The organism is Bogoriella caseilytica (assembly GCF_003752405.1).
GTDB classification, from domain to species: domain Bacteria; phylum Actinomycetota; class Actinomycetes; order Actinomycetales; family Actinomycetaceae; genus Allobogoriella; species Allobogoriella caseilytica.
Window position 1 is genome coordinate 2935662 of record NZ_RKHK01000001.1, and the last position, 26102, is coordinate 2961763.

Below are 26102 nucleotides of genomic sequence, written 5' to 3' on the forward strand. Positions count from 1 at the left end.
CGCCGCCCGTCGTCGTCTCCCCGACGGCATGGTGGACGCGGTTGATGCGAAAGCGCTTCCGCATCGCCTAGTCTGAACACCATCCACTCATTACAAGGAGGCGGCGCACATGCGCATCGACAAGGCCGAGGTCATCGTGACCAGCCCGGACCGCAACTTCGTCACGTTGAAGCTCACCACCGACGACGGATTGACCGGTCTGGGAGATGCCACGCTCAATGGGCGTGAACTCGCCGTGGTCGCCTACCTCGAGGAGCACGTGGTGCCCTTGCTGCTCGGCCGTGACGCCCACCGCATCGAGGACACCTGGCAGTTCCTCTACCGCAGTGCCTACTGGCGCCGCGGTCCGGTGACGATGGCGGCCATCGCCGCGGTGGACACCGCCCTGTGGGACATCAAGGGCAAGGCCACCGGAATGCCCGTCTATCAGCTCCTCGGCGGCGCCTCGCGGGAAGGCCTGCTGGCCTACGGGCACGCCTCGGGCAAAGAGCTGCCCGAGCTCTTCGATTCCATCCGCAGCTACCAGGAGCAGGGTTACCAAGCCATCCGGGTGCAGACCGGCGTGCCCGGGCTGAAGTCGATCTATGGCATCGCCTCGAACGCCACCTACGAGGCGAACTCCGGGGTCCGCTACGACTACGAGCCCGCCCAGCGCGGTGACCTGCCTTCCCTGGAGGACTGGGATACACGCAGCTATCTGCGCCATCTGCCCACGGTCTTCGAGGCGGTGCGCTCTGAGTTCGGCCCCGAGGTCCCGCTGCTGCACGACGGTCACCACCGCATGAGCCCGATCCAGGCCGCCAGGCTGGGCAAGTCCCTGGAGCCCTTCGACCTCTTCTGGCTCGAGGACTGCACTCCGGCGGAGAACCAGGAGGCGCTGCGCCTGGTGCGCCAGCACACCACCACGCCCCTGGCGATCGGGGAGATCTTCAACTCCGTGTGGGACTACCAGCAGATCATCCGCGAGCAGCTCATCGACTACGTACGCTCGGCCGTCACGCACACCGGTGGTATCTCGCACCTGAAGAAGGTGCTCGACTACGCCGCGCAGTACCAGATCAAGTCCGGCATGCACGGCCCCACCGACATCTCGCCCGTCGGCATGGCCGCGCAGATGCACCTGAGCCTGGCGATCCACAACTTCGGGATCCTGGAGTACATGAAGCACGGGGAGAAGACCAACGAGGTCTTCCGGCAGTCCTTCACCTGGACCGACGGCATGCTGCACCCCGGGAACGAGCCGGGCTTGGGCGTGGAACTCGATGCGGATGCGGCGGGCAGGTATCCCTACCAGCGCGCTTATCTGCCCTTCAACCGCCTGGCCGACGGCACCGTCCACGACTGGTGAGGCGCGGTTAGTCCCAGCGGAAGACCCGGGTCGCCAGCCGGGTGCCGACTGCTACCCAGATCGTCAGGACCGCAAGGGCGAAGAGATCCAGCCCGCTGCCCGTGACGGCGCTGCGCAGACCCTCGCCCAGCGCGCCGGAGGGGAGCAGGCGCACCAGGGTGTCGGCAGGCTGGGGCAGAGAGTCGGCCGGCACCACCAGGCCACCGCCGGCGGCGAGCAGAATCCACAGCAGGTTCGCGCCGGCCAGCACCGCCTCAGTGCGCAGCGCCCCACCCATGGCGAAGGCCAGCGCCACGAAGGCTGCGGCTCCGAGCAGAAGCAGGAGGGCGGCCCCTGCCACCAGCAGGAGATCGACGCTGCCGGGGCGCCAACCCAGCGCCACGGCGGCCAGGACGAGGACGAGGACCTGGACGGTGAGAACACCCAGGACGGCGCCGAGCCGACCGGTCAGCAGCCCTCGCGCGCCCAGCGGAGTGGTGGCCAGGAGCCGGAGGACGCCCCAGCGCCGGTCGAAGGCCAGCGAGATGGCCTGCGAGGTGAACTGGGCGGCGACCGCCAGGGCCAGCGCCCCGGCCAGGGCTGCCGCGGGGCGGGGCTCAGGCAGGGGGATGAAGCTCGTCTTCGTCATCACCACCAGGGCGATCACCGGCAGGATGACCGTGAGGAGCAACTGCTCGCCGTTGCGCATCACTGCCGCGGTCTCGAACCGCGTCTGGGCGAGTACGCGCCGCCAGCCGGGGGAGTGGGCGGCGGTGGTGCTTCCTTGCGCCTGATTCATGGGGTGCTCTCCTCGCGCAGGCGCCGCCCGGTGAGCTCGAGGAAGACGTCCTCCAGACTCCGCCGGTGGCTGACAACGGAGGCCGTGCCGTATCCGACCTCGTCCAGAGCACTCCCGATCGCCCCGAGGGTGCGGGCGTCCGGTGTGCCACCGAGCAGCGCCACGTGGTCCGCACGGGCCACGATCGTGAAGGAGTCTCCGAGTCGAGCGCTGAGCGCCGCCACAACACCCGCGGGATCCGGATGGTCTGCCGCCGCGGTCACTCGCACCTCGTCCTCGCCGGTGAGCTCGGCCGGCGTCCCCTCGGCGACCACGGCGCCGTCGTCAACGATGACCACGTGGTCGGCCAGCTCTTCGGCCTCGCTCATGAGGTGCGTGGTCAGCAGCATGGTCACTCCGGCTGTTCGCTGCTCACGGAGGAGATCCCAGGTGGCCAGGCGCGACTGCGGGTCCAGGCCGGCCGAGGGCTCATCGAGGAAGACGAGTTCTGGCCGGCCGATCAGTGCTGTCGCGAGCGCGAGGCGCTGGCGTTGCCCACCCGAGAGCCGGCGGACCGAGGTGCCGGCCACTGCGGTAATCCCCAGGCGTTCGAGCAACTCCTCGGGACGCGCCGGCTCGTCGTGCAGCCGGGCGAAGTGCTGCAGGACGGACCCGGCCTTCGGCGCCATGGGGAGTCCGCCGTCCTGCAGCATGACGCCCACGCGGTGGCGCAGGCCCAGCGGGTAACCGCGCGGGCCCACGCTCTCGCCCAGCACCTCGATGGTGCCGGCGTCCGGACGGCGCAAGCCCTCGCAACACTCGATGGTGGTGGTCTTGCCGGCGCCGTTGGGTCCCAGGATCGCTGTGACGGCTCCCGGGAGAGCCGAGAAGCTCAGCCCGCGCACGACGTCGCGGCCGCCATAGCTCTTCCGGAGTTCGCGCGCCCGCAGGGCGGGCTGGTCACTGGCGGGAGCTGGCACGTGAGTCAGCGTAGACGCCGCCGGAGTGCGAACCGGGTGCCTCAGTGCGCGGTGCGTGGACTGTGGTGCGTGTCTCGGCGGCCACTTCGAGCGGCACGGCTGAGCGGATACTCGGGCTAAACTGGAATAGTTCCAGAGAGGTTAGCCTCGCCTTGCTTGCGCCAGCATCGTGCGAGGCAGACAATTGGATCACAGGTTGTTGCGTAAATCAGCATCGGCCGCCGAGCAGCGAAATCCGTTCGATCCCAGCCGAGGAGGGGTGTGCGATGTCCACGAGGCCAGCCATGGTCGGCCAGCCCGTCCATGACGTCGAAGCGTCCACACGCGAACGGGTGCTGGAGCTCATCGTGGAACGCGGCCCGGTCTCGGCAGCGATGCTCGCCAAGAATCTCGACCTGACCCCGGCCGCGGTGCGCCGCCATCTGGGCTACCTCGAAGAGGCAGGCCAGATCGTGGTGCACGAGCCCGCCGGCCGGGGCGCGCGGCGCCGCGGTCGCCCGGCGCGTTACTACGTGGCGACTGATGCCGGCCGTGCTGGGTTGACCGACTCCTACTCCGATCTCGCCACTCACGTGCTGGATTTCTTGCAGCACATCGGTGGCGAGTCTGCGATGGAGGCCTTCGCCGCCGATCGCGTCAAGGAGCTCGAGCGGCGCTACCGGCCCGTGGTCGAGCAGGCGGGAGACTCCCGGGCCGCCCGCGTGGAGGCACTCGCTGAGGCGCTCACGGCGGACGGCTACGCGGCGACCACCCGCAGCATCGGAAGCCAGGCCATCGCCCTGCAGCTCTGCCAGGGGCACTGCCCGGTCCAGGACGTGGCCAGCCAGTTCCCGCAGTTGTGCGAGGCCGAGGCCCAAGCCTTCTCCCAGTTGCTGGACGTCCACGTCCAGCGACTCTCCACCCTGGCGGCAGGCGGACACGTGTGCACCACGCACATCCCGCTCGCCGTCCCGGGACTGCGGCCGGGAGCCGCATCCACGACCATTCGAGCGAAGCAGCCCAGTACGTCGCTCTTGAGCGACGCAGAGGAAGGAAATTCATGACGTCACCGACCCAGGAGGTCAAGGGCGCGTCGGAGCCCATGACCCAGGACGAGATCATCGCCTCGACCGGCAATTACAGCTACGGCTGGGCCGACCCCGACATCGCCGGCGCCACCGCCAGGCGTGGTCTGAGCGAGGACGTCGTCTCCGAGATCTCCGCACTGAAGGACGAGCCGGAGTGGATGTACAAGCGCCGGATGCGCGCGCTGAACCTCTTCGGCAAGAAGCCGATGCCGTCGTGGGGCGCTGACCTCTCCGGAATCGACTTCGACCAGATCAAGTACTTCGTGCGCGCCTCGGAGAAGCAGGCCACCTCGTGGGAAGACCTGCCCGAAGACATCAAGAACACCTACGACAAGCTCGGCATCCCCGAGGCCGAGAAGGAACGGCTCGTGGCCGGAGTGGCCGCGCAGTACGAGTCCGAGGTGGTCTACCACCAGATCAACGAGGAGCTCGAGCGCCAGGGCGTGCTCTTCCTCGACACCGACACCGCGCTGCGTGAGTACCCCGAGATCTTCGAGGAGTACTTCGGCACGGTGATCCCCTCCGGTGACAACAAGTTCGCGGCCCTGAACACCGCTGTGTGGTCGGGTGGCTCCTTCGTCTACGTCCCCAAGGGCGTCCACGTGGAGATCCCGCTGCAGGCCTACTTCCGGATCAACACCGAGAACATGGGCCAGTTCGAGCGCACCCTGATCATCGCCGACGAGGGCTCGTACGTGCACTACGTCGAGGGCTGCACCGCGCCGATCTACAAGTCCGACTCCCTGCACTCCGCCGTGGTGGAGATCGTGGTGAAGAAGGATGCGCGCGTGCGGTACACGACCATCCAGAACTGGTCGAACAACGTGTACAACCTGGTCACCAAGCGCGCCACGGTCGACGCCGGCGGCACGATGGAGTGGGTCGACGGGAACATCGGCTCCAAGGTCACCATGAAGTACCCGGCTGTCTACCTGATGGGCGAGCACGCCCGTGGCGAGACCCTGTCCATCGCCTTCGCCGGCGAGGGTCAGCACCAGGACACCGGCTCCAAGATGGTGCACATGGCGCCGCACACCTCCAGCTCCATCGTCTCGAAGTCGGTGGCCCGCTCGGGTGGTCGAGCCTCCTACCGCGGCCTGGTCCAGGTCCTTGAGGGCGCCGCGCACTCGAAGTCCAACGTGCTGTGTGACGCTCTGCTGGTCGACACCATCTCCCGCTCGGACACGTACCCGTACGTGGATGTGCGCGTCGACGATGTGGAGATGGGGCACGAGGCGACCGTCTCGAAGGTCTCCGAGGACCAGCTCTTCTACCTCATGTCCCGCGGGATGGACGAGACCGAAGCGATGGCCATGATCGTGCGCGGTTTCGTCGAGCCCATCGCGCGCGAGCTCCCCATGGAGTACGCGCTCGAACTCAACCGCCTCATTGAACTGCAGATGGAAGGTTCTGTCGGCTGATGACCGCCACCACCAATACCGAATCCGGTCTGATGACCGACCACACCCGCGCCACCGCGGATGACGCCCACACTCACGGCGACGTTCCCTCCGGCTCGCGCGCCGATCGCGCCACCTCCTTCGAGCTGGCCGACTTCGCCGTGCCGAACGGACGCGAGGAGGACTGGCGCTTCACCCCGGTTGACCGGCTGCAGCAGATCTTCGCCGGCGAGCTGGGCGGTGCGGCCCCGGACGTCACCGCGGACACGCACGAGGCTGTCACCGTGGAATCCGTACCACGTGACGACGCTCGTCTCGGCGCCGCCGGTGCACCCGGCGACCGTGCGGCGGCCGCCGCCTGGGCGGGCTTCTCCGAGGCCACGGTGGTCACTGTGCCGAAGAACCACGTCTCGGACACCAGCACACCCACCACGCTGAACCTCACCGGCAGCCAGGACGCCTCCACTGGCGCCCCGGCCGCGCAGCACGTGCTCGTGGTGGCTGAGGAACTGAGCGAGTCCCTCGTGTTGCTGGATCATCGCGGGGGCGCGCACCTGACGCAGACCGTGGAGATCGACGTCCGCGACGGAGCGAAGCTCACCGTGGTCTCGATCCAGGACTGGTCCGAAGGCGCCGTGCACGTGGCCTCGCACCGGGCCAAGATCGGGCGCGATGCCAAGCTCAAGCACATCGTGGTCACGCTCGGCGGCGACGTCGTGCGCGTGACGCCGGATGCCGAGTTCACCGCTCCTGGTGGTGAGGTCGAGATGATCGGCCTCTACTTCACCGATGCCGGCCAGCATCAGGAACACCGGCTGTTCGTGGATCATGCCGTTCCGCACTGCACCTCTAACGTGACCTACAAGGGCGCGCTGCAGGGCGCCGGAGCGCACGCGGTGTGGGTCGGTGACGTGCTCATCCGGAAGGAAGCCGAGGGCACAGACACCTACGAGCTCAACCGCAACCTCCTGCTCACCGAGGGCGCGCGTGCCGATTCGGTCCCGAACCTGGAGATCGAGACCGGCGAGATCGAGGGGGCCGGCCACGCCTCGGCCACCGGCCGCTTCGACGACGAGCAGCTCTTCTACCTCCGCTCGCGCGGCATCCCCGAGATCGAGGCCCGCCGCCTGGTCGTTCGCGGCTTCTTCGCCGAGCTCATCAACCAGATCGGGGTCCCCGTGGTGGTCGAGCGTCTGCTCGGCGCCATCGAAGCCGAACTGGAGAAGGAACTGCCCGCCTCATGATGCAGCACGTCGCCGACGTCACCGACCTCGAGCCCGGCGAGGCGATGCGCCTCGAGCTCGACGGCCCGGACGGCGCCCTCGTCGCCCTCGCCCTCGTGCGAGCCGAGGATGGCACGTTCCATGCCGTCTCCGACATCTGTTCCCACGGCCAGGTGAGCCTGTCCGAAGGCGAGGTGGAGGGCAGCACCATCGAGTGCTGGCTGCACGGCTCGGCTTTCGACCTTGCCAGCGGACGCCCGACGGCGTTGCCCGCCACCCAGCCGGTGCCGGTCTATCCCGTCACCATCGACGGCCAGAACGTCTTGGTCGATGTCGACGGTACTGACTGACCTGTCCTGCCCCGTGAATACCGGGCCCGCTGCGCGGGCCCAGCTCATACCCCACAGCGAGAGAGAAGAGACCAAGAGGATGTCCACCCTCGAAATCAAGAACCTCCATGTGTCGGTGGAAACCACCGACGGCCCGAAGTCGATCCTGCACGGCGTCGACCTGACGATTGCTTCGGGTGAGATCCACGCCATCATGGGCCCCAATGGCTCCGGCAAGTCCACGCTGGCCTATGCGGTGGCCGGCCACCCCAAGTACCAGATCACTGAGGGCGAGATTCTCGTCGACGGTGAGAACGTGGTGGAGATGTCCGCCGACGAGCGCGCCCAGGCCGGCTTGTTCCTGGCCATGCAGTACCCGGTCGAGGTCCCCGGCGTGAGCGTCTCGAACTTCCTGCGCACCGCGAAGACCGCCCTGACCGGTGAGGCTCCGCCGCTGCGCCAGTGGGTGGGTGACGTCAAGACCGCCATGGACAAGCTCCGCATGGATCCCGACTTCGCCCAGCGCGACGTCAACCACGGTTTCTCCGGTGGTGAGAAGAAGCGGCACGAGATCCTGCAGATGGAGCTCCTGCAGCCGAAGTTCGCGGTGCTGGACGAGACCGACTCCGGCCTGGACGTGGACGCTCTGCGCGTGGTCTCGGACGGCGTGAACCGGGTCCACCAGGACACCGGGCTCGGCGTCGTGCTGATCACGCACTACACGCGGATCCTCAACTACATCAAGCCCGACCACGTGCACGTCTTCATCGGCGGACGCGTGGCCGAGAGCGGTGGCCCCGAGCTGGCGGCCACGCTCGAGGCTGAGGGCTACGACAAGTACGCCCCGGTCAGCGCCTGAGCCGATGACCTCCTCCACCGCATCGGCTACCGGCTCCGTCGCTCCAGTGCAGCCCACGGGCGTGCCACTGACCGCGGCGGAGCTGGCGGCCGTGCGCGCCGACTTCCCCCTGCTGCAGCGCACGGTGCGAGACGGCCGGCCCCTGGTCTACCTCGACACGGCCGCCACGGCCCAGAAGCCGGCCTGCGTGTGGGAAGCCGAGCAGGACTTCTACGAGCGATGCAACGCTGGTGTCCATCGCGGGGCGCACCAGGTGGCCGAGGAGGCGACCGAGGCCTTCGAGTCGGCCCGCGCTGCGGTGGCGGCCTTCGTCGGGGTGGGTGCCGACGAACTGGTCTGGACCAAGAACGCCACGGAGGCGCTGAACCTGGTGGCCTATGGGTTCCTGAACGCCACACTCGATGCGCGCTTGGGGCGGGGTGCCGACCTCGCCAGGGAGCGGTTCACCTTGGCCGAGGGCGATGAGATCGTCATCACCGAGGCCGAGCACCACGCCAACCTCGTGCCCTGGCAGGAGCTGGCTGCGCGAACCGGCGCCCGCCTGCGCTGGATCACGGTGACCGACGACGGACGGCTCGATCCGGCCAGCTTCTCTGTCATCACCGAACGAACGCGCATCGTGGCGCTCACCCACGCCTCCAACGTCACCGGCGCGATCTCGCCCGTGACCGAGGTCGTGCGCCGGGCACGCGAGGCGACGGCAGGAAGTTCCGCTCCTGCCCTCGTGGTGCTCGACGCCTGCCAGTCAGCAGCGCACCTGCCGCTGGACCTGACGGCCCTGGACGTGGACTTCGCCGCAGTCTCGGCGCACAAGATGCTCGGGCCCACTGGTGTCGGTGCGCTCTACGGACGGCGCGAGCTTCTCGCTGCGATGCCGCCGGTGCTCATGGGTGGTTCAATGGTCGAGACCGTGACCATGGAATCCACGACCTTCGCCGCGCCCCCGCAGCGCTTCGAGGCCGGCACGCAGATGGTGGCTCAGGCTGTGGGCTTCGCCGCAGCGGTGGGTTACCTTGCCGAGCTCGGGATGGATCGCCTCGCGGCGCATGAGGCAGAGCTCACCGGGCTGTTGCTCGATGGGGTGGCTTCGGTGCCCGGCGTGCGGGTGCTTGGTCCCGCCGACACCCGCGAGCGACTGGCCGTGGTGGCCTTCGAGGTGGAGGGCATCCACCCGCACGATGTGGGTCAGGTCCTCGACGACGACGGCATTGCGGTGCGCGTGGGCCATCACTGTGCCCAGCCGGTGCACCGCGCACTGGGTGCGCACTCCTCGGCCAGGGCGTCGGCCGGTCTCTACACCAGTGCCGCGGAGGTCGAGAGCTTCATTGCCGGACTGCACCGGGTCCGTGAGTTCTTCGGAGGCAGTCATGTCTGATCTGCAGCAGCTCTACCAACAGGTGATTCTCGACCACTCCCGGGCACGGCACGGCCACGGTGAGATCGAGCCCTACTCGGCGGAGTCCTTCCAGGTCAATCCCACCTGCGGAGACGAGGTGCGCCTGCGGGTTCGCCTCGAGTGGGACGGATCGGTGGCCAGGCTGGCCGAGCTCGGCTGGATGGGACGAGGATGCTCGATCTCCCAGGCTTCACTCTCGGTGCTCCACGATCTCGTGGCTGGTCAGGATGTCGCCCGCAGTGAGGAGCTGGGGGAGACCTTCCGTGAGCTCATGCACGGACGCGGTCAGGAGCTCGAGCCGGCCAAGCAGGATGCTTTGCAGGACGCCACCGCCTTCGTGGGTGTGGCGCGCTACCCTGCCCGTATCAAGTGTGCGCTGCTCGGCTGGATGGCGCTCCGCGACGCCCTCGCCCACGCACTGACCACACCCGCTACGAACCACGACGGCGCCGCGACCAGCGGCGCACTCCAGGAAGAGGACCAATGAGCGAGACACAGAGTCCGCACAGCCCCTCACCGACCACGGCCGCGGATGTCGAGGAGGCGATGCGCGACGTCATCGACCCCGAACTCGGTATCAATGTGGTCGACCTCGGGCTGGTCTACGGCGTCACCGTCGACCAGAACAACGAGGCGGTCATCGACATGACGCTCACCTCGGCAGCCTGTCCGCTGACTGACGTCATCGAAGACCAGACCAACCAGGCCCTCGAGGGTCTGGTGGCCAGCGCCAGGATCAACTGGGTCTGGATGCCGCCGTGGGGACCGGAGAAGATCACCCCCATCGGGCGTGAGCAGCTGCGTGCTATCGGCTTCAACGTCTGATCGCAGGTGATCACCGCATCCCAACTCTCCCTCCGCATCGGTGCCCGGGAGCTGCTCTCTGAGGCCTCCTTCCGTATCGACACCGGCATGCGCATCGGTTTGGTGGGGCGCAACGGCGCAGGTAAGACGACGCTGACCAAGTTGCTCTCCGGCCAGGACGCCACCGCCTCGGTGGTCCACCACACGGGACAGATCACCCGGTCGGGCGAGATCGGCTACCTGCCGCAGGACCCGCGCACCGGCGACCTGCACGTCACCGCGCGCGACCGTGTGCTCTCCGCTCGTGGCCTGGACACCCTGCGCCAGCGGATCCGGAAGGCCGAGGAGGCCATGGCCAAGGAGATCGGCGACAAGCAGGCCAAGGCAATGGATCGCTACGCCCGCCTGGACGCGGAGTTCGATGCCCTGGGCGGCTGGGCGGCCGATTCCGAGGCAGCGACGATCACCTCCAATCTCTCCCTGCCCACCCGGGTGCTCGATCAGCCGCTCGAGACGCTCTCGGGTGGTCAGCGCCGCCGGGTCGAGCTGGCGCGCATTCTCTTCTCCGGCGCGGAGACCCTGCTGCTCGATGAGCCCACCAACCACCTGGACCACGACTCGATCGTGTGGCTGCGGGAGTACCTGCGCAGCTACACCGGGGGCCTGGTGGTCATCTCCCACGACGTGGAGCTGCTGCGTGAGGTGGTGAACCACGTGTGGTATCTCGACGCGAACCGCGCCAGCCTCGATGTCTACGCATTGGACTGGGACCGCTACCAGACCCAGCGTGAGACCGATGAGCGCCGCCGCCGCCGCGAGCGAGCCAACGCGGAGAAGAAGGCCGACACGCTGCGCAAGCAGGCGGAGAAGATGCGTGCCAAGGCCAGCAAGGCCGTGGCGGCGCAGAACATGCTCAAGCGTGCCGATCGCATGGTCTCCGGCCTCGAGGGGGAACGGCAGACCGATCGGGTGGCCAATCTGCGCTTCCCAGATCCTGCGCCGTGCGGCAAGACTCCGCTGATGGCCGAAGGACTGTCGAAGTCCTACGGCTCGCTCGAGGTGTTCTCCGGGGTGGATCTGGCCATCGACCGCGGCTCACGCGTGGTCATCCTCGGGCTCAACGGTGCCGGGAAGACCACGCTTCTGCGCATTCTGGGGCATGTCGAGGAGGCGGACTCCGGCCAGATCCTGCCCGGGCACGGCCTGAAGATCGGGTACTACGCCCAGGAGCACGAGACCCTCGACCTCAATCGCACGGTGGTGGAGAACCTGCGCACGGCGGCGCCGGATCTGGATGATACGCGGGTGCGTTCGGTGCTCGGCTCCTTCCTTTTTTCCGGTGATGACGCCGATAAGCCGGCGCGTGTGCTCTCCGGCGGGGAGAAGACCCGCCTGGCCCTGGCGGTCCTGGTGGTCTCGTCGGCGAATGTGCTGCTGCTGGACGAGCCGACGAACAACCTCGACCCGGCGTCGCGGGAGGAGATTCTCGGCGCCCTGCGCACCTTTAAGGGCGCCGTGGTGCTGGTGACGCACGACGAGGGCGCAGTAGATGCTCTCGACCCGGAGCGCGTGCTGCTCCTGCCCGATGCGGACGAGGATCTCTGGAACGACTCCTACCGCGACCTGGTGTCCATGGCGTGAGTGTGATGACGGCGCTGGCCATTCTGGTGCTGGTGCTGCTCGCTTCCGTGCTGCAGCGGATCACCGGGATGGGTGCCGCCATGATGATGGCGCCCTTCCTGGTGGTGATGCTGGGACCGCACGGCGGGGTGATGCTCACCAATGTCCTCGCCGGCTGCATCTCCGCGGTGATGCTCGCCAGTGTCTGGCGCAGGATCGAATGGCGGCGGCTGACGCTGCTGATCCCCGCTGCGGTGCTCGTGATGCCGCTGGCGAGCTGGATCGCCGCGCGCTCTCCCGGCGGGCCCTTGTACATCATCGTCTCCTGCCTGGTGCTAGCGGGCTTGACCCTGGCGGTCTTCCTCTCCCGTCTGGGGCGACGAGCCGACGGGCCGGCGGTGCGGATTCTCACCGGCGTCGGAGCGGGAGCGGGCACGGTACTCGCCGGCGTTGGTGGACCGGCCATGGCCTTCTATCAGGTGCTCTCCGGCTGGGATCCGCGCGCCTTCGCCGCCTCGGTGCAGCCGGTGTGGATCACGCTGTCGATCTGTGGGCTCGGTTCCAAGCTGCTCTTCTCCCGGGAGGAGTTCCCCACCCTGCCCTGGTGGGGGTGGCTGGCCTGTCTGCCCTTGACGCTCGGAGGCCTACGGATCGGCAGACGAGTCGGGCGGCGTCTGTCCACACTGACAGCGAGTCGTATCGTGGTGGGTATCGCGGTCATCGGGGCGTTGTTGTCGCTGGCGACTGGCATCGTGGCGCTGCTACAGTAGTCAAGGTTTGGACCTTGATCTTCGAGTATCAAGGGCATAGCCTTGCACCATGTTCGTGGTGACCGCCGATCAGCGTGGCAGCACCGGCAGGCCAGATTTGGTCGACGGTCTGCTGCAGAGCTTTGCCCAGTGGAGCGATGAGGCGCAGCGGTCAGTGGTCCTCCCGATGGAACGCACAGTAGGTGATGAGGTCCAGGCTCTGCTGGGCACCGCCGAGGCGGCGGTTGATCTCGCCCTGTGGCTGTGCCGCTCCGGCGAGTGGGCGATCGGCATCGGTGCGGGCGCAGTGGAGGAGCCGCTCGCAGAGACGGCGCGCGCCAGCACTGGCCCGGCGTTCCTCCATGCGCGCCATGCCGTGGAGCGCGCCAAGACGCGCACGGAGCCAGTCCCTCTGGTGGTCTACGGGAGCAACCGTGAGTCCGCCACGCAGGCCACAGCGATCCTGCAGTTGCTCGCCTCGGTGCTCAGACGCCGTACCGCGGGGGGCTGGGAGGTGGCCGATCTCTTGAGCGCGGGCCGCAGCCGACGCGAGGCAGCGGGCGCACTGAAGATCTCCGAGCAGGCGGTCAGCCAGCGGGTCCGCGCGGCCATGATCGAGGAAGAACGTCGCGCGCGGCCGGTGGCCGCAGCACTCGTGACGACCGCCGCCGGGCCGGCATCCGTGCAGAACGAGGAGGAGAGGTGATGGACCTGCTGCTCAATACCGCCGTGGTGGTCGGAGCTCTTCTGGTCTCGGCGCTGGCCGGCTGGGCGGTGGTGGCACTGCTCCTGCGCGTGATCGAGCCCGACCCGGCGCTGCCCGGACTGCTGCGCGGTGGCACGTGGATCGGCATCCTGGAACGTGTCGCCATCACCGGCGCCATCCTGGGCGGAGTGCCCGAGGCCGTGGCGGTGATCATCGCCATCAAGGGTCTCGGCCGCTATCCCGAACTGCGCGCCACCGATGCCGACCAACGTGGGCCGGCTGCCGAGCGATTCATCATCGGAACCCTGGCGAGCTACGTGTGGGCAGCACTGATCGCCGTGCTCGCCGGGATGATGCTCCGGTGACGCGGTCCGGCCAGCCGCGCTGGCCTGGCACCATGATCACCATGCTCCTCACCATCGCCGCCGTCTTCCTTGGTGGGGTACTCGGAACCAGCCTGCGCCTGGGTCTGGATCTCGCTCTTCCCACCGGAGGGCCCCTGGCACTGTCCACCCTGGTCGCCAACGTGCTCGGATCCTTCATCCTCGGGCTCGTCACCGGCCGAGTGCTCAGCCGTCCCGAACGCCCGGAATGGTTGCGTGCCGGCCTCGGTGCCGGGCTGCTGGGCTCCTTCACCTCGTTCTCCGCATTGGCGATGGACGCCGGCGGTCACCTCCTCGCCGGGAGGCTGCTCGAAGCGGGAGCCGAACTCGGTCTCTCAGTAGTCCTCGGCATCGCCGCGGCTCTGGGCGGGCTGGTTCTCGGAAGCCTCGGCCAGTCACGAGGTGCCTCATGATCGCCTTGTCCGGTGGTGACCTCGTGGCTATCGTCCTGGCGGCCGTCGCCGGTGCGCTCGGCGCCGTCATGCGGTGGAGCGTGGTCAGCTGGCAGGCCGGGCGCCGGGCACGTGCGGACCGCACGATGGTGACACGAGTACGGCTGATCGATCACGCCGTGCTGGCGGTGAACTGCGTGGGTTCCTTCATCGCCGGCCTGGCCTTCGGTGCCGCCCCGATCCTCCCGGCGGTCGTGCCTCTCATGGTGGCCGGAGGCCTGTGCGGGGGATTGACCACCTTCGGCACCCTCATGGTGAGCGTGGCCGACGAACTGCGGAACCGGCGCCCCGGGCGAGCCTTCAGTGCGCTGACCATCCAGCTCGTCCTTGGCTTCCTCGCCGGGGTGCTCGGTCTCCTTCTCGGCATGTGGTTCGTCTGAGGCGGGTGTCACTCCACGTGCACTCGAGGCACTAGCGTGGCGGTGTGGCTGACTTCGCACTTCAACTAGGCAAGCTCGTGAGCACCCTCGGGGTGAAGAACACGATCGGCGAACCGCAGCGCCTGGCGGCCGATGAGGTGACGCCAGTGGCGGTGAGCATCACCGGATTTGGTGGCGGTTCGGCTGGGGAACTCCATGAGGGGGGCGGTGGCGGCGGGCTGTCGGTGCCCCTGGGTGCCTATGTGCAGCGCCACGGAGCGGTGCATTTCGAGCCGAACACGGTCGCCCTGGTCGCCGTGGCGATCCCTCTGGTGTGGGTCACCGGACGAGCGCTTCGCGGCGTGGTGCGCGCCGCCAAGAAGTAGCGCGCCTCAGCTGTTCAGCTGGGCGTCGATCAGCGCGTCCTCTTCTTCTTCGGCGCTGCACCGACGCTTCGGCGCCCGCGCGGTTCGCATCGAGCCCGGGAGGCCGGAGTCCCCGGCTCCGGGATCCTGCTCGGCGGCGCGCTCTGCGGCCTCTCTGCGCGCGAGCACCACCAGTGCCACGAGCGCTCCCGCAGCAAAGATCCACCACTGGATGGCATACGAGAGATTCAGTCCCCAGCGCGCCGCAGGCCGGTCCACGGTGCCGAGCTGAACGCCTGCTTCCGGGCTCTCGGAGACCGCGATGCCGTAGCCATGGAGCACGATGGCATCGGTCGCGGTATCGGTGGCGCCGAGGGCCTCCAGCACACCCTCAGGATCCAAGGCGTAGATCTGCCCTTCCGGGCGCTCCTGGACCCGTGGTGGCTCAGCAGGGCGCAGGCGCACCACCACCTGTGCGGGCCCGGCGGGCGGCGCCGGCAGTGAATGTGGTGAGTCCACACTCGCATCCGCCAGCCACCCGCGGTTCACCGGGATCAGCATCCGGCCGTCCGGGTGTTCGGCTTCGAACATCGCGATCAGGTGGACAGCTGCGGTGCCGTCCACGGGGCGGTTGCGCAGCAGGACCGTGTGGTGCGCGAGCCCGTCCGCCTCATCCAGGTAGCGGCCGGTCAGCTCCACCGGGCGCCACTCATTGGCCGTGGCGACCGTGAAGTCCGGGCCGAAGAGTTCCTCGAGCGTGGCGGGAGCGGCATCGAAGGCCTCCTCGACGTTCCTGGCGTCGGCCAGCCGGGTCTCGAACCGGTCCCACTGCCAGAATCCGAGCACGACGCTCAGCGCGACGAAGCCGGCAATCAGCGCGCTCAGGCCGGCCCAGCGGCGCGAGATGAGGAAGGCGTATCGAGAACCTTCGCGGCCGGCAGCACTCACCTCGCTAGGGTACGCGCGCGCCGCCGGCTACTGCTGGTCGCGCGTTGTGCTGCACAGCACGCGTTTCCGCCGCGGCACTAGAGTCGGCTACGGTTTCCGCGGAGTGTCCTCTGGGTGACGTGCGGTGCCAGGCTCGGCTTTGCCCTGCGCGGCAGAGCCAGAACCCGAGGCAGCAGTGATGACGACTCGAAGGAGACACAGGTGAGCGAGGCCCGCAGCGTACTGGTCACCGGAGCCAACCGAGGCATCGGCCGGGCGATCGCCGAGAGATTCCTTGCCGCCGGCGACAAGGTCGCCACGATCTATCGCTCCGGCGATCTCCCCGAGGGCGTGCTCGGCGTCACCGCCGACGTCCGTGACACCCAGGCGGTGGACGCGGCCTTCAGTGAGGTCGAGGCAGCACACGGTCCCGTCGAGGTGGTCATCGCCAATGCCGGAGTGACACGCGACCAGCTGCTGATGCGCATGAGCGACGATGACTTCGAGACCGTGATCGACACCAACCTCGCCGGCGCCTTCAAGGTGGCGCGCCGCGCCTCGAAGGCCATGATCCGCGCCCGTCGTGGTCGCCTCATCTTCATCTCCTCGGTGGTGGGCCTGTACGGCGGGCCCGGCCAGGTGAACTACTCGGCCTCGAAGTCCGGGCTAGTCGGTATGGCCCGCTCCATCACCCGGGAACTCGGCGGCCGGGGTATCACGGCCAACGTCGTGGCTCCCGGGTTCATCGACACCGCCATGACTCAGGCGCTGCCCGACAAGCAGCAGGAGGCCTACCTCGCTGCTATCCCCGCAGGCCGGTTCGGTGGCGTCGATGACGTTGCCGGTGCTGTGGAGTTCCTCGCCTCACCCGCGGCCGCCTACATTTCCGGCGCTGTCATCCCCGTTGATGGCGGCCTCGGTATGGGCCACTGACCCCATCCAGCGGCGCTCTCGCGCCACCGACCTGCAAGGAGACCCATGGGACTGCTCGAGGGAAAGACACTGCTCGTCACCGGCGTGCTCAAGGACAACTCGATCGCCTTCCACGTGGCGCGTCTGGCGCAGGAACAGGGGGCGCGCGTCATCCTGACGTCCTTCGGCCGCCAGTTCCGGCTCACCGAGATCACTGCTCGTCGCCTTCCTGATGCGGCGCCGGTGGTGCAGCTCGACGTCACCTCGGCCGAGGACCTCGACGCGCTTGCTGGACGCGTCAGCGAGCACCTCGGTGAGGGGGAGAGGCTCGACGGTGTGGTGCACTCGGTGGGCTTCGCACCGCAGTCGGTGATGGGTGGAAACTTCCTGGCGGGGGAGTGGGAGGACGTCGCCACCGCCATCCAGATCTCGGCCTACTCGCTCAAGGCCCTCGCCGTGGCTGCCAAGCCGCTCATGGGTGAGGGCTCAGCACTGGTGGGACTGACCTTCGACGCGAGCTTCGCCTGGCCGGTGTACGACTGGATGGGCGTGGCCAAGGCCGCCTTCGAGTCGACGGCTCGTTATCTCGCACGTGACCTCGGCCCGGACGGCATCCGGGTGAACCTCGTCTCCGCCGGGCCGGTGAAGACCACGGCGGCGACCTCGATTCCCGGCTTCGAACAGGTCGAGGGTGGCTGGGGGGAGCGTGCGCCCCTGGGATGGGAGGTCAGCGACGCCGATCCCACGGCCCGCGCCGTGGTGGCCCTGTGCTCGGACTGGTTCCCCAAGACCACGGCCGAGATCGTCCACGTCGACGGCGGCGTGCACGCAATGGGCGTATGAGGTCGAGAGTGACCCAGCGCCGCCTGGTCCTCCTCCGCCACGCCAAGGCCGAACCCCGTGGCGCGTTGGATGATGCCGCCCGGGCACTGGCCACGCGCGGGCGCGACCAGGCCACGGTGATCGGTCAGAGCCTCAAGGACGGTCTGGGGGACTTCGATCTCGCTCTGGTCTCGACGGCCCTGCGCACCCGGGAGACCTTCCGGTTGCTGGCACAGCAGGTCGATGTCGGAGCACACGAGTTCCTCGATGATCTCTACGAAGCCGACGTCGAGAACGTGGTCAAGGCGATCCGGGGGGTAGACCCGCGCGCGGGCCACGTGCTGGTGGTGGGGCATGAGCCGACGATCTCGGCCACGGCCTTACATCTGCACGGTGGGCGGGACCAGCTCGGCTCCCAGGTCGCGCTGGGTGTGCCCACCGCGACCGCCTGCATCCTGGAGGTGCAGGCGCCGTGGGCGGAGCTGGACCGTGGCGGAGCCACGATGACCCAGGTGCTGCGCGCCGGAGTCTGAGCTCAGGTGCCGGAGACAGCGCCAGTGAAGGCAAGCGCGGCATCGAGCCGCGGGAAGGTCACCGCTGCCGGTGCCTGGGCCACGACAACGGGCTTGGCGCAGAACGCCACGCCGAGACCGGCAGCATGCAGCATGTCGAGATCATTGGCGCCATCGCCGATGGCCATGGTGCGCGCCACGGGAATGCCATCGGCCTGTGCCCAGGCGCGCAGGTACTCCGCCTTGGCGGCCCGGTCCACGATCGGGCCGCGTACCCGGCCGGTCAGCACGCCGTCGGCGACCTCGAGGCGGTTGGCCGCCACATGATCGATGCCGAGCTCGGCGGCCAAGGGCTCGAGGAGCTCCATGAAGCCACCTGAGACCACACCGAAACGCCCGCCCGTGGCCCGCACCGCGCTGAGGAGTTCACGTGCCCCCGGCATCAGCTGGACCGCGGCGCGCACCTGGTCGACCGTGCGCACGGGCAGGCCGGCGAGGGCCGCCACGCGCTCACGCAGGCTTGCGGCGAAGTCAAGTTCCCCGCGCATCGCTCGCTCGGTCACCTCCGCCACCTCGGCCCGCCTTCCCGCATGCTCAGCAAGCAGTTCGATCACCTCGGCGGTGATCAGGGTGGAATCCACGTCCGTGATCACCAGCGACGGCGGAGCTGTCGCCAGCTCTCCGGAGACAACGGCGGCATCGACGCCGACCGCGATGGCGGGCGAGCGCAGTTCGGCGCGGAGCGTGTCCAGGTCCACGCCAGGGCGTGCCTGGCCACTGATGGCCATCGCGGAGAAGTCGGTGTTCGACGACGAGTGCTGGAGATCGCCAGAGACGACCTCGCTCATGAGGTCGTAGGCGTGCGCGGCCAGTGTCTCCGGGAGCGGGCGCGGGGAGATCAGGCTCAGTCGAAGCGAGGTCACAAGCGCCCAGCCTAGGTGGACGTGGCTCAGTCGCCGCGCACGACCCAGCCCTTGGGCACCACGGTCACCCCGCCGGGGGTGACCCAGTAACCGCGGGCGCGGTCGTGTTCCTCGTTCATGCCCACCTGAGCGCCGGGCTCGACGATGACGTGCTTGTCCAGGATCGCCTTGCGCACGGTGGCGTTACGGCCGACCTCGACACCGTCGAAGAGCACGGACTCGTGGACGGTGGACCAGGAGTTCACGCGGCAGAAGGGTGAGACAACCGAATGGTTCACCTCACCGCCGGAGACGATCACCCCCGGGGAGATCAGTGAATCGAGGGCGTGACCGAGGCGGCGTTCTTCGGAGTGCACGAACTTGGCCGGCGCGAGGCCGGTGTAGCCCGTGTGCAGCGGCCAGAGGTCGTTGTAGAGGTTGAAGACCGGATTGACGGAGATGAGATCGAGGGTGGCGTCGTAGTAGGCGTCCACCGTGCCGACGTCGCGCCAGTAGTTGCGGTCACGGTCGGTGGAGCCGGGGACGTCGTTGAAGGTGAAGTCGTACAGGCCGGCGAGCCCGGCCTCCACGAAACGCGGGACGATCGAGCCGCCCATGTCGTGGCTGGAGGAGGAGTCGGCGGCGTCATTGGTGACCGCGTCGACCAGCGCTGCGGTGTCGAAGACGTAGTTGCCCATCGAGGCGAGCACCTCGTGGGGCGAGTCAGGGATGCCCACGGCATCCGTGGGCTTCTCCAGGAACTCACCGATGCGCTGCGGGTCGTGCTTGTCCGGCTGGATGACGCCGAACTGGTCGGCCTCCTCCAGTGGCTGGCGGATCCCCGCGACGGTCAGAGGCAACCCCGAGTCCATGTGCTGCTGCACCATCTGGGAGAAGTCCATGCGGTAGATGTTGTCGGCACCCACGATCACCACGACGTCGGGGCGCTCGTCGTCGATCAGGTTGAGCGACTGGTAGATCGCGTCAGCCGAACCCAGGAACCAGTTCTTGCCGCGCCGCTGCTGGGCCGGTACCGGGGTGACGTAGTTGCCCAGCAGGGTGGACATGCGCCAGGTGGTGGAGATGTGGCGGTTCAGGCTGTGGGACTTGTACTGCGTGAGCGCCACGATCCGCAGATACCCGGAGTTCACGATGTTGGACAGGGCAAAGTCGATGAGCCGGTAGATGCCACCGAAGGTGACGGCGGGCTTGGCGCGGTCCATCGTCAAGGGCATCAGCCGCTTGCCTTCTCCGCCGGCTAAGACGATCGCGAGTACTCGTGGTGCTGCCATGCGCACACTCTATTACCTGGATCACACGGAAGGCTCGCCGAGGGCGAGTGGGCCTGGCATGCTGAGGCCCATGAGGGTGGAAATGCTGTCGCGGGAGTACCCGCCACACATCTACGGCGGAGCCGGCGTCCATGTGTCCGAACTCGCGAGGGTGCTCCACGGCCTTCCTGGAGTCGACGTCCATGTCCGGGCCTTCGACGGGCCGCGCGGTGACCTGCCGGAGGGCGAGGTGCCAGTGAGCGGATACGCCGCACCGCCGGAGCTGGCCTCGGCGAACGCCGCGCTGCGCACGCTCGGTGTCGATCTCGCGATAGCCGCAGACGTGGCCGAGCTGGGCAGCGACGACCTCCTCATCCACTCCCACACCTGGTATGCCAACCTCGCGGGGCACCTCAGCGCTCAGCTCACCGGAGCTCCCCACGTGCTCACCGCACACTCCCTCGAACCGTTGCGGCCCTGGAAGGCCGAGCAACTCGGCGGCGGCTACCGAGTCTCCAGCTGGGCTGAGGCCACGTCCTACGCTCACGCCGACGGCATCATCGCCGTCTCCGCTGGGATGCGCGCGGATATTCTGCGGTCCTACGACCTCGACCCGGCGCGCGTGCACGTGGTCCACAACGGCATCGACCTCGACGGGTGGCGGGCGCCTCGCGAGGACGAGCGCGAGGCGTCCGCCGCGACCGTGCAGCGCCTCGACATCGCCCCGGACCGGCCGACCGTGGTCTTCGTCGGGCGGATCACGCGTCAGAAGGGCCTACCGCACCTCCTGCGCGCTGCTCGGCTCCTGCCAGACGATGTGCAGCTCGTGTTGTGCGCGGGCGCCCCGGACACCCCGGAGATCGCCCAGGAAGTCACCGGGCTGGTTGAGGAGCTCCGCCAGGTGCGCACGGCACCGGTGCTGTGGATCGACGAGATGCTGCCACGGCACGAACTCGTTGCGGTGCTGGACGCCGCCACCGTGTTCGTGTGCCCCTCGGTCTACGAGCCGTTGGGCATCGTGAACCTCGAGGCGATGGCGGTGGGCCTGCCCGTGGTGGGCACGGCCACCGGAGGCATTCCCGAGGTGGTCGAGGACGGCGTCACTGGGTTGCTGGTGCCGATCGAGCAGCACACCGATGGCACCGGTACCCCGACGGACCCGGATCGTTTCGAAGCCGACCTCGCTCAGGCGCTGACCGAGGTTGTCGCCGACACCGCCACTGCCGAACAAATGGGTCGGGCGTCGCGCCGCCGGGTGGAGGACCACTTCTCGTGGCAAGCAGTCGCAGAGCGCACGCTGGAGGTCTACCGCGCGGTCCTGGGCTAGTTCGCGCGGGTCCGGTTAGACGCGGTGCGCGCTGGCGGCAGCCAGTGCGTGGCGGGCTTGGCGGGCGATCTCCCCGAGCGCTCCCGCCCGGGTGTCGATGCTCACGGCCGTCACGGCAGCACCCGTGTCGCTCTGGGCGAGTTCGACGATCCCGAGGAGCCGGGCCGAGCGTTCAAGCAGATCGAGGGTCCGGGTGTCCAGATCCGGTGGCATCAGTTGCGCATCGAGGTGCGCCAGGGACAGGTCGAGGACATCGTCCGCGAGGTCGGGCCGCTCACGGGCCACATCGAGAGCCTCGAGAATCTCCACCGCGTCGGTGAGAGCACGCGTGATCTCACGACGAGCATGAGCAACAGATTCGATGCCCCCGAGGATCCGGCTCGCGCTGGCGGGCTCCGCATGGAGGCGGTGGAATCGCCAGTGCACAATCTCCCCGCTCTCCAGCGCACTGCCGAAGACCTCGATATGGGGTATGGCCACCCGGGCTTCGGCACCTGCTGCGCCGAGAACCACGACGCCCTCCCCGGCCTCGAGGAGGTCCGCGGAGCAGGTCGCGGGCGAGCCCATCAGGTCTCCCGGTCGGGGGAGTACCGCCGCCACCTGCTGAGCCGGGGCAAGCGCGTGCAGCATTGTGGCAAGAGCCTGGGTGCTGTCGGAGGTCTCCGGGAACTCGCTTCCATGGCTGTGATGGACTCGTGGCGGATGCTCGCCCGCGCGGATGCTCTCGGCAGCGCGGCGCGCGGAGACCTCGTCCCGCACGGTGGGAAGCCAGAGGGCCACGAGCACGGAGAGGGGTAGCTCCAGAGAGGGTGTGCCGGCGGACATGACGCCAGCCTAGGTGTACCCGGTCATGAGGTTGGTAGCAGCGTGGTGGTTTGAACGATGGAGAACCTCCGGGTGGGATGTGGCTTGTCGAAGGCCCACTCCAACCCAGAGGTTCTCGTGTCCCACCGTAGTGCCCGTCTCACCGTCCACGGCCGCCTGCTGATCGTCCAGCGCTACCAGGCCGGCTGGAAGCAAGCCCACATCGCCGCCGCCATGGGCGTCTCACGCAAATGCGTCAAGACCTGGATCGACCGGTACGCCACCGAGGGCGAGCCAGGGCTTCAGACCCGCTCCTCGCGGCCGCACACGATGCCGACCAAGACGCCGCAAGAGGTCGAGCAGACGGTGCTCACCGCTCGGGCCGAGCATCGCCAGGGCCCTGACGTGCTGAGCCCCAAAGTCGGCGTCGCGCCACGGACGGTGTCACGCATCCTGCGCCGCCACCGCGTGCCCTACCTGCGTGAGTGCGACCCCATGACCGGCGAGGTGATCCGCTCCTCGAAACACACCGCAACCCGCTACGAGCGCCAGCGCCCCGGCGAGCTGGTCCACATGGACGTCAAGAAGCTCGGCAGGATCCCCGACGGCGGCGGCTGGCGCGCCAACGGCCGCGCCGCGACCCAGGCGGCGAAGATGAGACGCGGCAAGATCGGCTACGACTACGTCCACTCACTGGTGGACGATCACTCCCGGCTGGCCTACTGCGAGATCCTGCCCGACGAGAAGGGCGCCACCTGCGCCGGATTCCTCAGACGGGCTGCGGCCTACTTCGCCGCAAAGGGCATCACCAGGATCGAGCGCGTCATGACGGACAACGCGTTCGCCTACCGGCACTCCAACGACGTCAAGCAGGCCTGCGCCGAGCTAGGAGCCACGCAGAAGTTCATCAAGCCTCACTGCCCCTGGCAGAACGGGAAGGTAGAACGACTCAACCGCACCCTCGCCACCGAGTGGGCCTACCGGCAGAACTTCACCACCAGCACCTCCCGATCCGCCGCCCTTGCACCCTGGCTCGAGCACTACAACACTGAACGCCGCCATAGCTCACTCGGAGGCAAGCCCCCGATCAGCCGCCTGTCACCAACGTGATGACCGGGTACACCTAGGAGGCGGACGGGGTTGTGTGCGCCCGCCGTCATGGGGTGGGCCGCCGGACGATAGAGTCGAGGCATGGGTGAAGTGCTCGAGTTCGATGACGTCTTCGTCCGCCGCGGCGGAACCACCATCCTCGACCACGTGGACTGGTCGGTGGACGACGGTGAACGCTGGGTGATCTTGGGCCCGAACGGTGCCGGGAAGACCACAGTGGTCCAGCTGGCTGCCGGTCGCATGCACCCCACCTCCGGCACCGTGACGGTGGTCGGTGAACAGCTCGGTCGCACCGACCTCGCAGACCTGCGCACGCTCGTGGGCCTCACCTCGGCCGCCTTGGCGGATCGTCTCCCGCCGGGCGAACGGGCTCTCGACATCGTGTTGACCGCGTCCTACGGCCAGACCGGCCGGTGGCGCGAGGAGTACGACAGCGAGGACATCGAGCGGGCCGAGGCACTGCTGCACGCCTTCGGCGTCGCCCACCTCGCACAGCGCACCTATGGCACCTTGTCCTCCGGTGAACGCCAGCGCGTTCAGGTGGCGCGCGCACTCATGCCCGATCCGGAACTGCTCCTGCTCGACGAACCTGCCGCCGGACTGGATCTCGGTGGCCGCGAAGAACTGATGGCCGCCTTGAGCGAGTTGGCCGGCGACGCCCGCTCTCCGGTGAGCGTCATGGTGACGCACCATGTGGAGGAGATCCCTCCCGGCTTTACGCACGGCCTGCTCTTGCGCGATGGTGAAGTGGTCACGGCCGGTGAGCTCGGTGACGTGCTCACCCCGCAACATCTCTCGAACGCCTTCGGGCTGGAGCTCGAGGTCGAGCGGCATCGTGGTCGCTACACGGCTCGCGCTGCTGTGCGCTGAGCGCTATCCGGCCGGGTTAAGCTGCCCTGAGAGACAGATCACTGAGAGGGGGACGGGTCCATGGGTTGGTTGTGGTGGATCGGCGCCGCGCTGATCTTCGGCGTCATCGAGATGCTGACGCTGTCCTACGTCTTCTTCATGCTCGCGATCGGGGCCCTGGCCGGTGCCCTGCTGGCGGCCTTCGACGCCCCGCTCTGGGCGCAGTTCGCCACGGTGGCACTGGTGTCGATGCTGCTGCTCTGGGGTGCGCGCCCCTACGTCAAGGGCTGGGTGGAGCGGACCGTGCCGCGCACCAACACCAATGTGGACGCCCTGGCCGGCCGCCAGGCCATCGTGGAGGCAGAGGTCACCGGAATCGATGGCCGGGTCAAGCTCGCCGGCGAGATCTGGTCGGCGCGCATGGAAGAGCCCGGGCCGCCGCTTGCCCCGGGCAGCACCGTGGTGGTGGCCGCCATTGATGGTGCCACTGCCATCGTCAAGCCCTTGCCCGCCTCACCGAACGATCCCCAGAACCCGTACCCCACCTACTGATCACCTCGCCGCGCACCGTCGTGGCTCCGGGGTGGTCCAACCAAGAAGCGAGGACCTATGAACGGAATCGGAGGGCCGGTTCTTACGATCGTCGCCATCCTGCTTGTCATCTTTGCGGCGGTCACGATCTGGCGCGCTGTGCGGATCGTCCCGCAGACCGTGGCACTGATCGTGGAACGTCTCGGCCGCTACCAGACCACTTTCCACGCCGGCCTGCACGTCCTGATTCCTTTCGTGGACAAGGTGCGCGCCGGCGTCGACCTGCGTGAGCAGGTCGTCTCCTTCCCACCGCAGCCGGTGATCACCTCGGACAACCTGGTGGTGAGCATCGACACGGTGCTGTACTTCCAGGTCACCGACCCCAAGGCCGCGACGTACGAGATCGCCAACTACATCACCGGTATCGAACAGCTCACGGTGACCACGCTGCGTAACGTCATCGGCTCGATGGACCTCGAGCAGACCCTGACCAGCCGTGACCAGATCAACGGTCAGCTCCGTGGCGTGCTCGATGAGGCCACCGGCCGCTGGGGCATCCGCGTGAACCGCGTGGAGCTGAAGTCCATCGACCCGCCGCAGAGCATCCAGGGCTCGATGGAGCAGCAGATGCGCGCCGAGCGCGACCGGCGTGCTGCGATCCTCACCGCCGAAGGTGTCAAGCAGTCCCAGATCCTCACGGCTGAGGGTGAGAAGCAGGCCGCGATCCTGACCGCCGAAGGTGAGGCGCAGGCGGCCATTCTGCGTGCCCAGGGTGAGTCCCGGGCCATCCTGCAGGTCTTCGACGCCATTCACCGCGGCAAGCCCGACCCGCGTCTGCTCGCGTACCAATACCTGCAGAAGCTTCCTGAGATCGCCAATGGTGAATCCTCGAAGATGTGGATCGTGCCCACCGAGTTCACCGCAGCCCTGAACGGCATCACCCAGGGCTTCGGCGGGGGCTCCTCGAACAGTTCCTTCGGGGATTCCGGTGACTCCGGGGGGGACTACGAGCACCCCAATGTGGAGTTCGGCGAGCACGAGAGCCCGGCGATGGCCACCGCGCTGGCCGAGGCCACACTGGAGGACCCCGACGCGGCGCTCAAGCGAGCCCAGGGCGAGGCGCAAGATGCTGCCGACGTCGCGGAGAAGGCCAGTGACCGGACCAGTTCCTCGCGCGTGAAGAAGCGCGAGGCCGGCGGCGCCGCACCGCAGGCGGAGTCTGCCGTGCCGCCCGTGCCGGAGGCCGAGGACGCCACGCGCTTCGGTCCCCCGGCCGGGGAGCAGCAGGGCGACGGTGGCGAGCCCGGGCAGCCGCCTCAGTGAGCCTGAACTCAACCA

30 protein-coding genes are annotated in these 26102 nt (G+C 68.2%); 24 read left to right on the plus strand and 6 right to left on the minus strand.

Features of this window, described 5'->3' with window-relative positions:
• Positions 1-109: 109 nt before the first annotated feature.
• Positions 110-1348 (plus strand): D-mannonate dehydratase ManD, encoded by a 1239-nt coding sequence (gene manD / locus EDD31_RS13160; RefSeq protein ID WP_123304552.1) that lies wholly within the window; start codon positions 110-112, stop codon positions 1346-1348.
• A 7-nt stretch (positions 1349-1355) separates the two neighbouring features.
• Here the strand turns inward: manD and EDD31_RS13165 are convergent, their stop codons facing one another.
• Together EDD31_RS13165 and EDD31_RS13170 are read right to left on the minus strand one after the other, a co-directional pair.
• On the minus strand, positions 1356-2126 hold the full coding sequence (locus tag EDD31_RS13165; protein WP_123304553.1) for an ABC transporter permease: 771 nt from the start codon (positions 2124-2126) through the stop codon (positions 1356-1358).
• Positions 2123-3085 carry an ABC transporter ATP-binding protein gene (locus EDD31_RS13170; RefSeq protein WP_123304554.1) on the minus strand — a complete coding sequence of 321 codons (963 nt, stop codon included), beginning with the start codon at positions 3083-3085 and terminating at the stop codon, positions 2123-2125. Before EDD31_RS13170 ends, EDD31_RS13165 begins: the two co-directional genes overlap by 4 nt.
• 266 nt (positions 3086-3351) lie before the next feature.
• On the opposite strand from EDD31_RS13170, the gene EDD31_RS13175 reads away from it, so the two are divergent.
• From EDD31_RS13175 to EDD31_RS13245, 15 genes are all read left to right on the plus strand, one after another.
• Positions 3352-4128 (plus strand): helix-turn-helix transcriptional regulator, encoded by a 777-nt coding sequence (locus EDD31_RS13175; protein ID WP_245991211.1) that lies wholly within the window; start codon positions 3352-3354, stop codon positions 4126-4128.
• Positions 4125-5573, plus strand: a complete 1449-nt coding sequence (gene sufB / locus EDD31_RS13180; protein ID WP_123304556.1) for a Fe-S cluster assembly protein SufB — start codon at positions 4125-4127, stop codon at positions 5571-5573. Before EDD31_RS13175 ends, sufB begins: the two co-directional genes overlap by 4 nt.
• Entirely contained in the window at positions 5573-6796 is a 1224-nt protein-coding gene (gene sufD / locus EDD31_RS13185; protein WP_123304557.1) for a Fe-S cluster assembly protein SufD, read from the plus strand. The genes sufB and sufD overlap by 1 nt, the downstream gene beginning before the upstream one ends.
• Positions 6793-7125: a non-heme iron oxygenase ferredoxin subunit gene (locus tag EDD31_RS13190; protein ID WP_123304558.1), complete on the plus strand. Its 333-nt coding sequence runs from the start codon at positions 6793-6795 to the stop codon at positions 7123-7125. Before sufD ends, EDD31_RS13190 begins: the two co-directional genes overlap by 4 nt.
• Before the next feature lie 79 nt (positions 7126-7204).
• Positions 7205-7963, plus strand: a complete 759-nt coding sequence (gene sufC / locus EDD31_RS13195) for a Fe-S cluster assembly ATPase SufC (RefSeq protein ID WP_123304559.1) — start codon at positions 7205-7207, stop codon at positions 7961-7963.
• A gap of 4 nt (positions 7964-7967) precedes the next feature.
• A complete protein-coding gene (locus tag EDD31_RS13200) occupies positions 7968-9338 on the plus strand; it encodes a SufS family cysteine desulfurase (RefSeq protein WP_123304560.1) in 1371 nt (456 codons plus the stop codon).
• Positions 9331-9846, plus strand: coding sequence for a Fe-S cluster assembly sulfur transfer protein SufU (gene sufU, locus EDD31_RS13205; RefSeq protein ID WP_123304561.1), 516 nt, complete (start codon positions 9331-9333; stop codon positions 9844-9846). Before EDD31_RS13200 ends, sufU begins: the two co-directional genes overlap by 8 nt.
• On the plus strand, positions 9843-10184 hold the full coding sequence (locus tag EDD31_RS13210; RefSeq protein WP_123304562.1) for a metal-sulfur cluster assembly factor: 342 nt from the start codon (positions 9843-9845) through the stop codon (positions 10182-10184). The genes sufU and EDD31_RS13210 overlap by 4 nt, the downstream gene beginning before the upstream one ends.
• A 6-nt stretch (positions 10185-10190) precedes the next feature.
• Complete coding sequence (locus EDD31_RS13215) at positions 10191-11804, plus strand: ABC-F family ATP-binding cassette domain-containing protein (protein ID WP_123304563.1); 1614 nt, start codon at positions 10191-10193, stop codon at positions 11802-11804.
• Positions 11805-11809: 5 nt separating this feature from the next.
• Positions 11810-12553: a sulfite exporter TauE/SafE family protein gene (locus EDD31_RS13220; RefSeq protein WP_123304564.1), complete on the plus strand. Its 744-nt coding sequence runs from the start codon at positions 11810-11812 to the stop codon at positions 12551-12553.
• Between the two features lie 49 nt (positions 12554-12602).
• Positions 12603-13238, plus strand: coding sequence for a hypothetical protein (locus EDD31_RS13225; RefSeq protein ID WP_123304565.1), 636 nt, complete (start codon positions 12603-12605; stop codon positions 13236-13238).
• Positions 13238-13603: a hypothetical protein gene (locus EDD31_RS13230; protein ID WP_123304566.1), complete on the plus strand. Its 366-nt coding sequence runs from the start codon at positions 13238-13240 to the stop codon at positions 13601-13603. The genes EDD31_RS13225 and EDD31_RS13230 overlap by 1 nt, the downstream gene beginning before the upstream one ends.
• A 32-nt stretch (positions 13604-13635) precedes the next feature.
• The gene (locus EDD31_RS13235; RefSeq protein WP_245991213.1) at positions 13636-14034 is read left to right on the plus strand and encodes a fluoride efflux transporter FluC; all 399 of its coding nucleotides are present in this window, start codon (positions 13636-13638) and stop codon (positions 14032-14034) included.
• Positions 14031-14453, plus strand: a complete 423-nt coding sequence (locus EDD31_RS13240; protein WP_123304567.1) for a CrcB family protein — start codon at positions 14031-14033, stop codon at positions 14451-14453. Before EDD31_RS13235 ends, EDD31_RS13240 begins: the two co-directional genes overlap by 4 nt.
• A gap of 44 nt (positions 14454-14497) precedes the next feature.
• On the plus strand, positions 14498-14818 hold the full coding sequence (locus tag EDD31_RS13245; RefSeq protein ID WP_123304568.1) for a hypothetical protein: 321 nt from the start codon (positions 14498-14500) through the stop codon (positions 14816-14818).
• Between the two features lie 6 nt (positions 14819-14824).
• Here the strand turns inward: EDD31_RS13245 and EDD31_RS13250 are convergent, their stop codons facing one another.
• Entirely contained in the window at positions 14825-15745 is a 921-nt protein-coding gene (locus EDD31_RS13250; RefSeq protein WP_123304569.1) for an SURF1 family protein, read from the minus strand.
• A 201-nt stretch (positions 15746-15946) separates the two neighbouring features.
• Here EDD31_RS13250 and fabG point away from each other — a divergent pair, with 201 nt between their 5' ends.
• The 3 genes from fabG to EDD31_RS13265 are packed head-to-tail and all read left to right on the plus strand — an operon-like array spanning position 15947 to position 17991.
• The gene (gene fabG / locus EDD31_RS13255) at positions 15947-16657 is read left to right on the plus strand and encodes a 3-oxoacyl-ACP reductase FabG (protein WP_123304570.1); all 711 of its coding nucleotides are present in this window, start codon (positions 15947-15949) and stop codon (positions 16655-16657) included.
• A 45-nt stretch (positions 16658-16702) separates the two neighbouring features.
• A complete protein-coding gene (gene fabI, locus EDD31_RS13260; RefSeq protein ID WP_123304571.1) occupies positions 16703-17479 on the plus strand; it encodes an enoyl-ACP reductase FabI in 777 nt (258 codons plus the stop codon).
• An 8-nt stretch (positions 17480-17487) separates the two neighbouring features.
• A complete protein-coding gene (locus EDD31_RS13265; RefSeq protein ID WP_245991215.1) occupies positions 17488-17991 on the plus strand; it encodes a SixA phosphatase family protein in 504 nt (167 codons plus the stop codon).
• 2 nt (positions 17992-17993) lie between these two features.
• Here EDD31_RS13265 and serB read toward each other — a convergent pair whose 3' ends face one another.
• Together serB and glgC are read right to left on the minus strand one after the other, a co-directional pair.
• Complete coding sequence (gene serB / locus EDD31_RS13270; RefSeq protein WP_245991217.1) at positions 17994-18893, minus strand: phosphoserine phosphatase SerB; 900 nt, start codon at positions 18891-18893, stop codon at positions 17994-17996.
• A gap of 26 nt (positions 18894-18919) precedes the next feature.
• Complete coding sequence (gene glgC, locus EDD31_RS13275; protein ID WP_123304573.1) at positions 18920-20164, minus strand: glucose-1-phosphate adenylyltransferase; 1245 nt, start codon at positions 20162-20164, stop codon at positions 18920-18922.
• A gap of 70 nt (positions 20165-20234) precedes the next feature.
• Between glgC and glgA the strand changes: the two genes are divergently transcribed.
• The gene (glgA, locus tag EDD31_RS13280; protein ID WP_123304574.1) at positions 20235-21470 is read left to right on the plus strand and encodes a glycogen synthase; all 1236 of its coding nucleotides are present in this window, start codon (positions 20235-20237) and stop codon (positions 21468-21470) included.
• Between the two features lie 15 nt (positions 21471-21485).
• Here the strand turns inward: glgA and EDD31_RS13285 are convergent, their stop codons facing one another.
• Positions 21486-22295, minus strand: coding sequence for a hypothetical protein (locus EDD31_RS13285; RefSeq protein WP_123304575.1), 810 nt, complete (start codon positions 22293-22295; stop codon positions 21486-21488).
• 117 nt (positions 22296-22412) lie between these two features.
• Between EDD31_RS13285 and EDD31_RS13290 the strand changes: the two genes are divergently transcribed.
• The 4 genes from EDD31_RS13290 (at position 22413) to EDD31_RS13305 (ending at position 26087) form a co-directional block, all read left to right on the plus strand.
• Positions 22413-23384, plus strand: a complete 972-nt coding sequence (locus EDD31_RS13290) for an IS481 family transposase (protein ID WP_123305383.1) — start codon at positions 22413-22415, stop codon at positions 23382-23384.
• Positions 23385-23465: 81 nt separating this feature from the next.
• Entirely contained in the window at positions 23466-24254 is a 789-nt protein-coding gene (locus EDD31_RS13295; RefSeq protein ID WP_123304576.1) for an ABC transporter ATP-binding protein, read from the plus strand.
• Between the two features lie 60 nt (positions 24255-24314).
• Positions 24315-24785: an NfeD family protein gene (locus tag EDD31_RS13300; protein ID WP_123304577.1), complete on the plus strand. Its 471-nt coding sequence runs from the start codon at positions 24315-24317 to the stop codon at positions 24783-24785.
• Between the two features lie 57 nt (positions 24786-24842).
• Complete coding sequence (locus tag EDD31_RS13305; protein ID WP_123304578.1) at positions 24843-26087, plus strand: SPFH domain-containing protein; 1245 nt, start codon at positions 24843-24845, stop codon at positions 26085-26087.
• The last annotated feature ends 15 nt before the right edge of the window (positions 26088-26102 follow it).

Coding starts and splice junctions, on each gene's coding strand:
- manD (WP_123304552.1), top strand. CDS start 110: ATGCGCATCGACAAGGCCGAGGTCATCGTGACCAGCCCGGACCGCAAC.
- EDD31_RS13165 (WP_123304553.1), bottom strand. CDS start 2,126: ATGAATCAGGCGCAAGGAAGCACCACCGCCGCCCACTCCCCCGGCTGG.
- EDD31_RS13175 (WP_245991211.1), top strand. CDS start 3,352: ATGTCCACGAGGCCAGCCATGGTCGGCCAGCCCGTCCATGACGTCGAA.
- sufB (WP_123304556.1), top strand. CDS start 4,125: ATGACGTCACCGACCCAGGAGGTCAAGGGCGCGTCGGAGCCCATGACC.
- sufD (WP_123304557.1), top strand. CDS start 5,573: ATGACCGCCACCACCAATACCGAATCCGGTCTGATGACCGACCACACC.
- EDD31_RS13190 (WP_123304558.1), top strand. CDS start 6,793: ATGATGCAGCACGTCGCCGACGTCACCGACCTCGAGCCCGGCGAGGCG.
- sufC (WP_123304559.1), top strand. CDS start 7,205: ATGTCCACCCTCGAAATCAAGAACCTCCATGTGTCGGTGGAAACCACC.
- EDD31_RS13200 (WP_123304560.1), top strand. CDS start 7,968: ATGACCTCCTCCACCGCATCGGCTACCGGCTCCGTCGCTCCAGTGCAG.
- sufU (WP_123304561.1), top strand. CDS start 9,331: ATGTCTGATCTGCAGCAGCTCTACCAACAGGTGATTCTCGACCACTCC.
- EDD31_RS13210 (WP_123304562.1), top strand. CDS start 9,843: ATGAGCGAGACACAGAGTCCGCACAGCCCCTCACCGACCACGGCCGCG.
- EDD31_RS13220 (WP_123304564.1), top strand. CDS start 11,810: ATGACGGCGCTGGCCATTCTGGTGCTGGTGCTGCTCGCTTCCGTGCTG.
- EDD31_RS13225 (WP_123304565.1), top strand. CDS start 12,603: ATGTTCGTGGTGACCGCCGATCAGCGTGGCAGCACCGGCAGGCCAGAT.
- EDD31_RS13230 (WP_123304566.1), top strand. CDS start 13,238: ATGGACCTGCTGCTCAATACCGCCGTGGTGGTCGGAGCTCTTCTGGTC.
- EDD31_RS13235 (WP_245991213.1), top strand. CDS start 13,636: ATGATCACCATGCTCCTCACCATCGCCGCCGTCTTCCTTGGTGGGGTA.
- EDD31_RS13240 (WP_123304567.1), top strand. CDS start 14,031: ATGATCGCCTTGTCCGGTGGTGACCTCGTGGCTATCGTCCTGGCGGCC.
- fabI (WP_123304571.1), top strand. CDS start 16,703: ATGGGACTGCTCGAGGGAAAGACACTGCTCGTCACCGGCGTGCTCAAG.
- glgC (WP_123304573.1), bottom strand. CDS start 20,164: ATGGCAGCACCACGAGTACTCGCGATCGTCTTAGCCGGCGGAGAAGGC.
- glgA (WP_123304574.1), top strand. CDS start 20,235: ATGAGGGTGGAAATGCTGTCGCGGGAGTACCCGCCACACATCTACGGC.
- EDD31_RS13285 (WP_123304575.1), bottom strand. CDS start 22,295: ATGTCCGCCGGCACACCCTCTCTGGAGCTACCCCTCTCCGTGCTCGTG.
- EDD31_RS13295 (WP_123304576.1), top strand. CDS start 23,466: ATGGGTGAAGTGCTCGAGTTCGATGACGTCTTCGTCCGCCGCGGCGGA.
- EDD31_RS13300 (WP_123304577.1), top strand. CDS start 24,315: ATGGGTTGGTTGTGGTGGATCGGCGCCGCGCTGATCTTCGGCGTCATC.
- EDD31_RS13305 (WP_123304578.1), top strand. CDS start 24,843: ATGAACGGAATCGGAGGGCCGGTTCTTACGATCGTCGCCATCCTGCTT.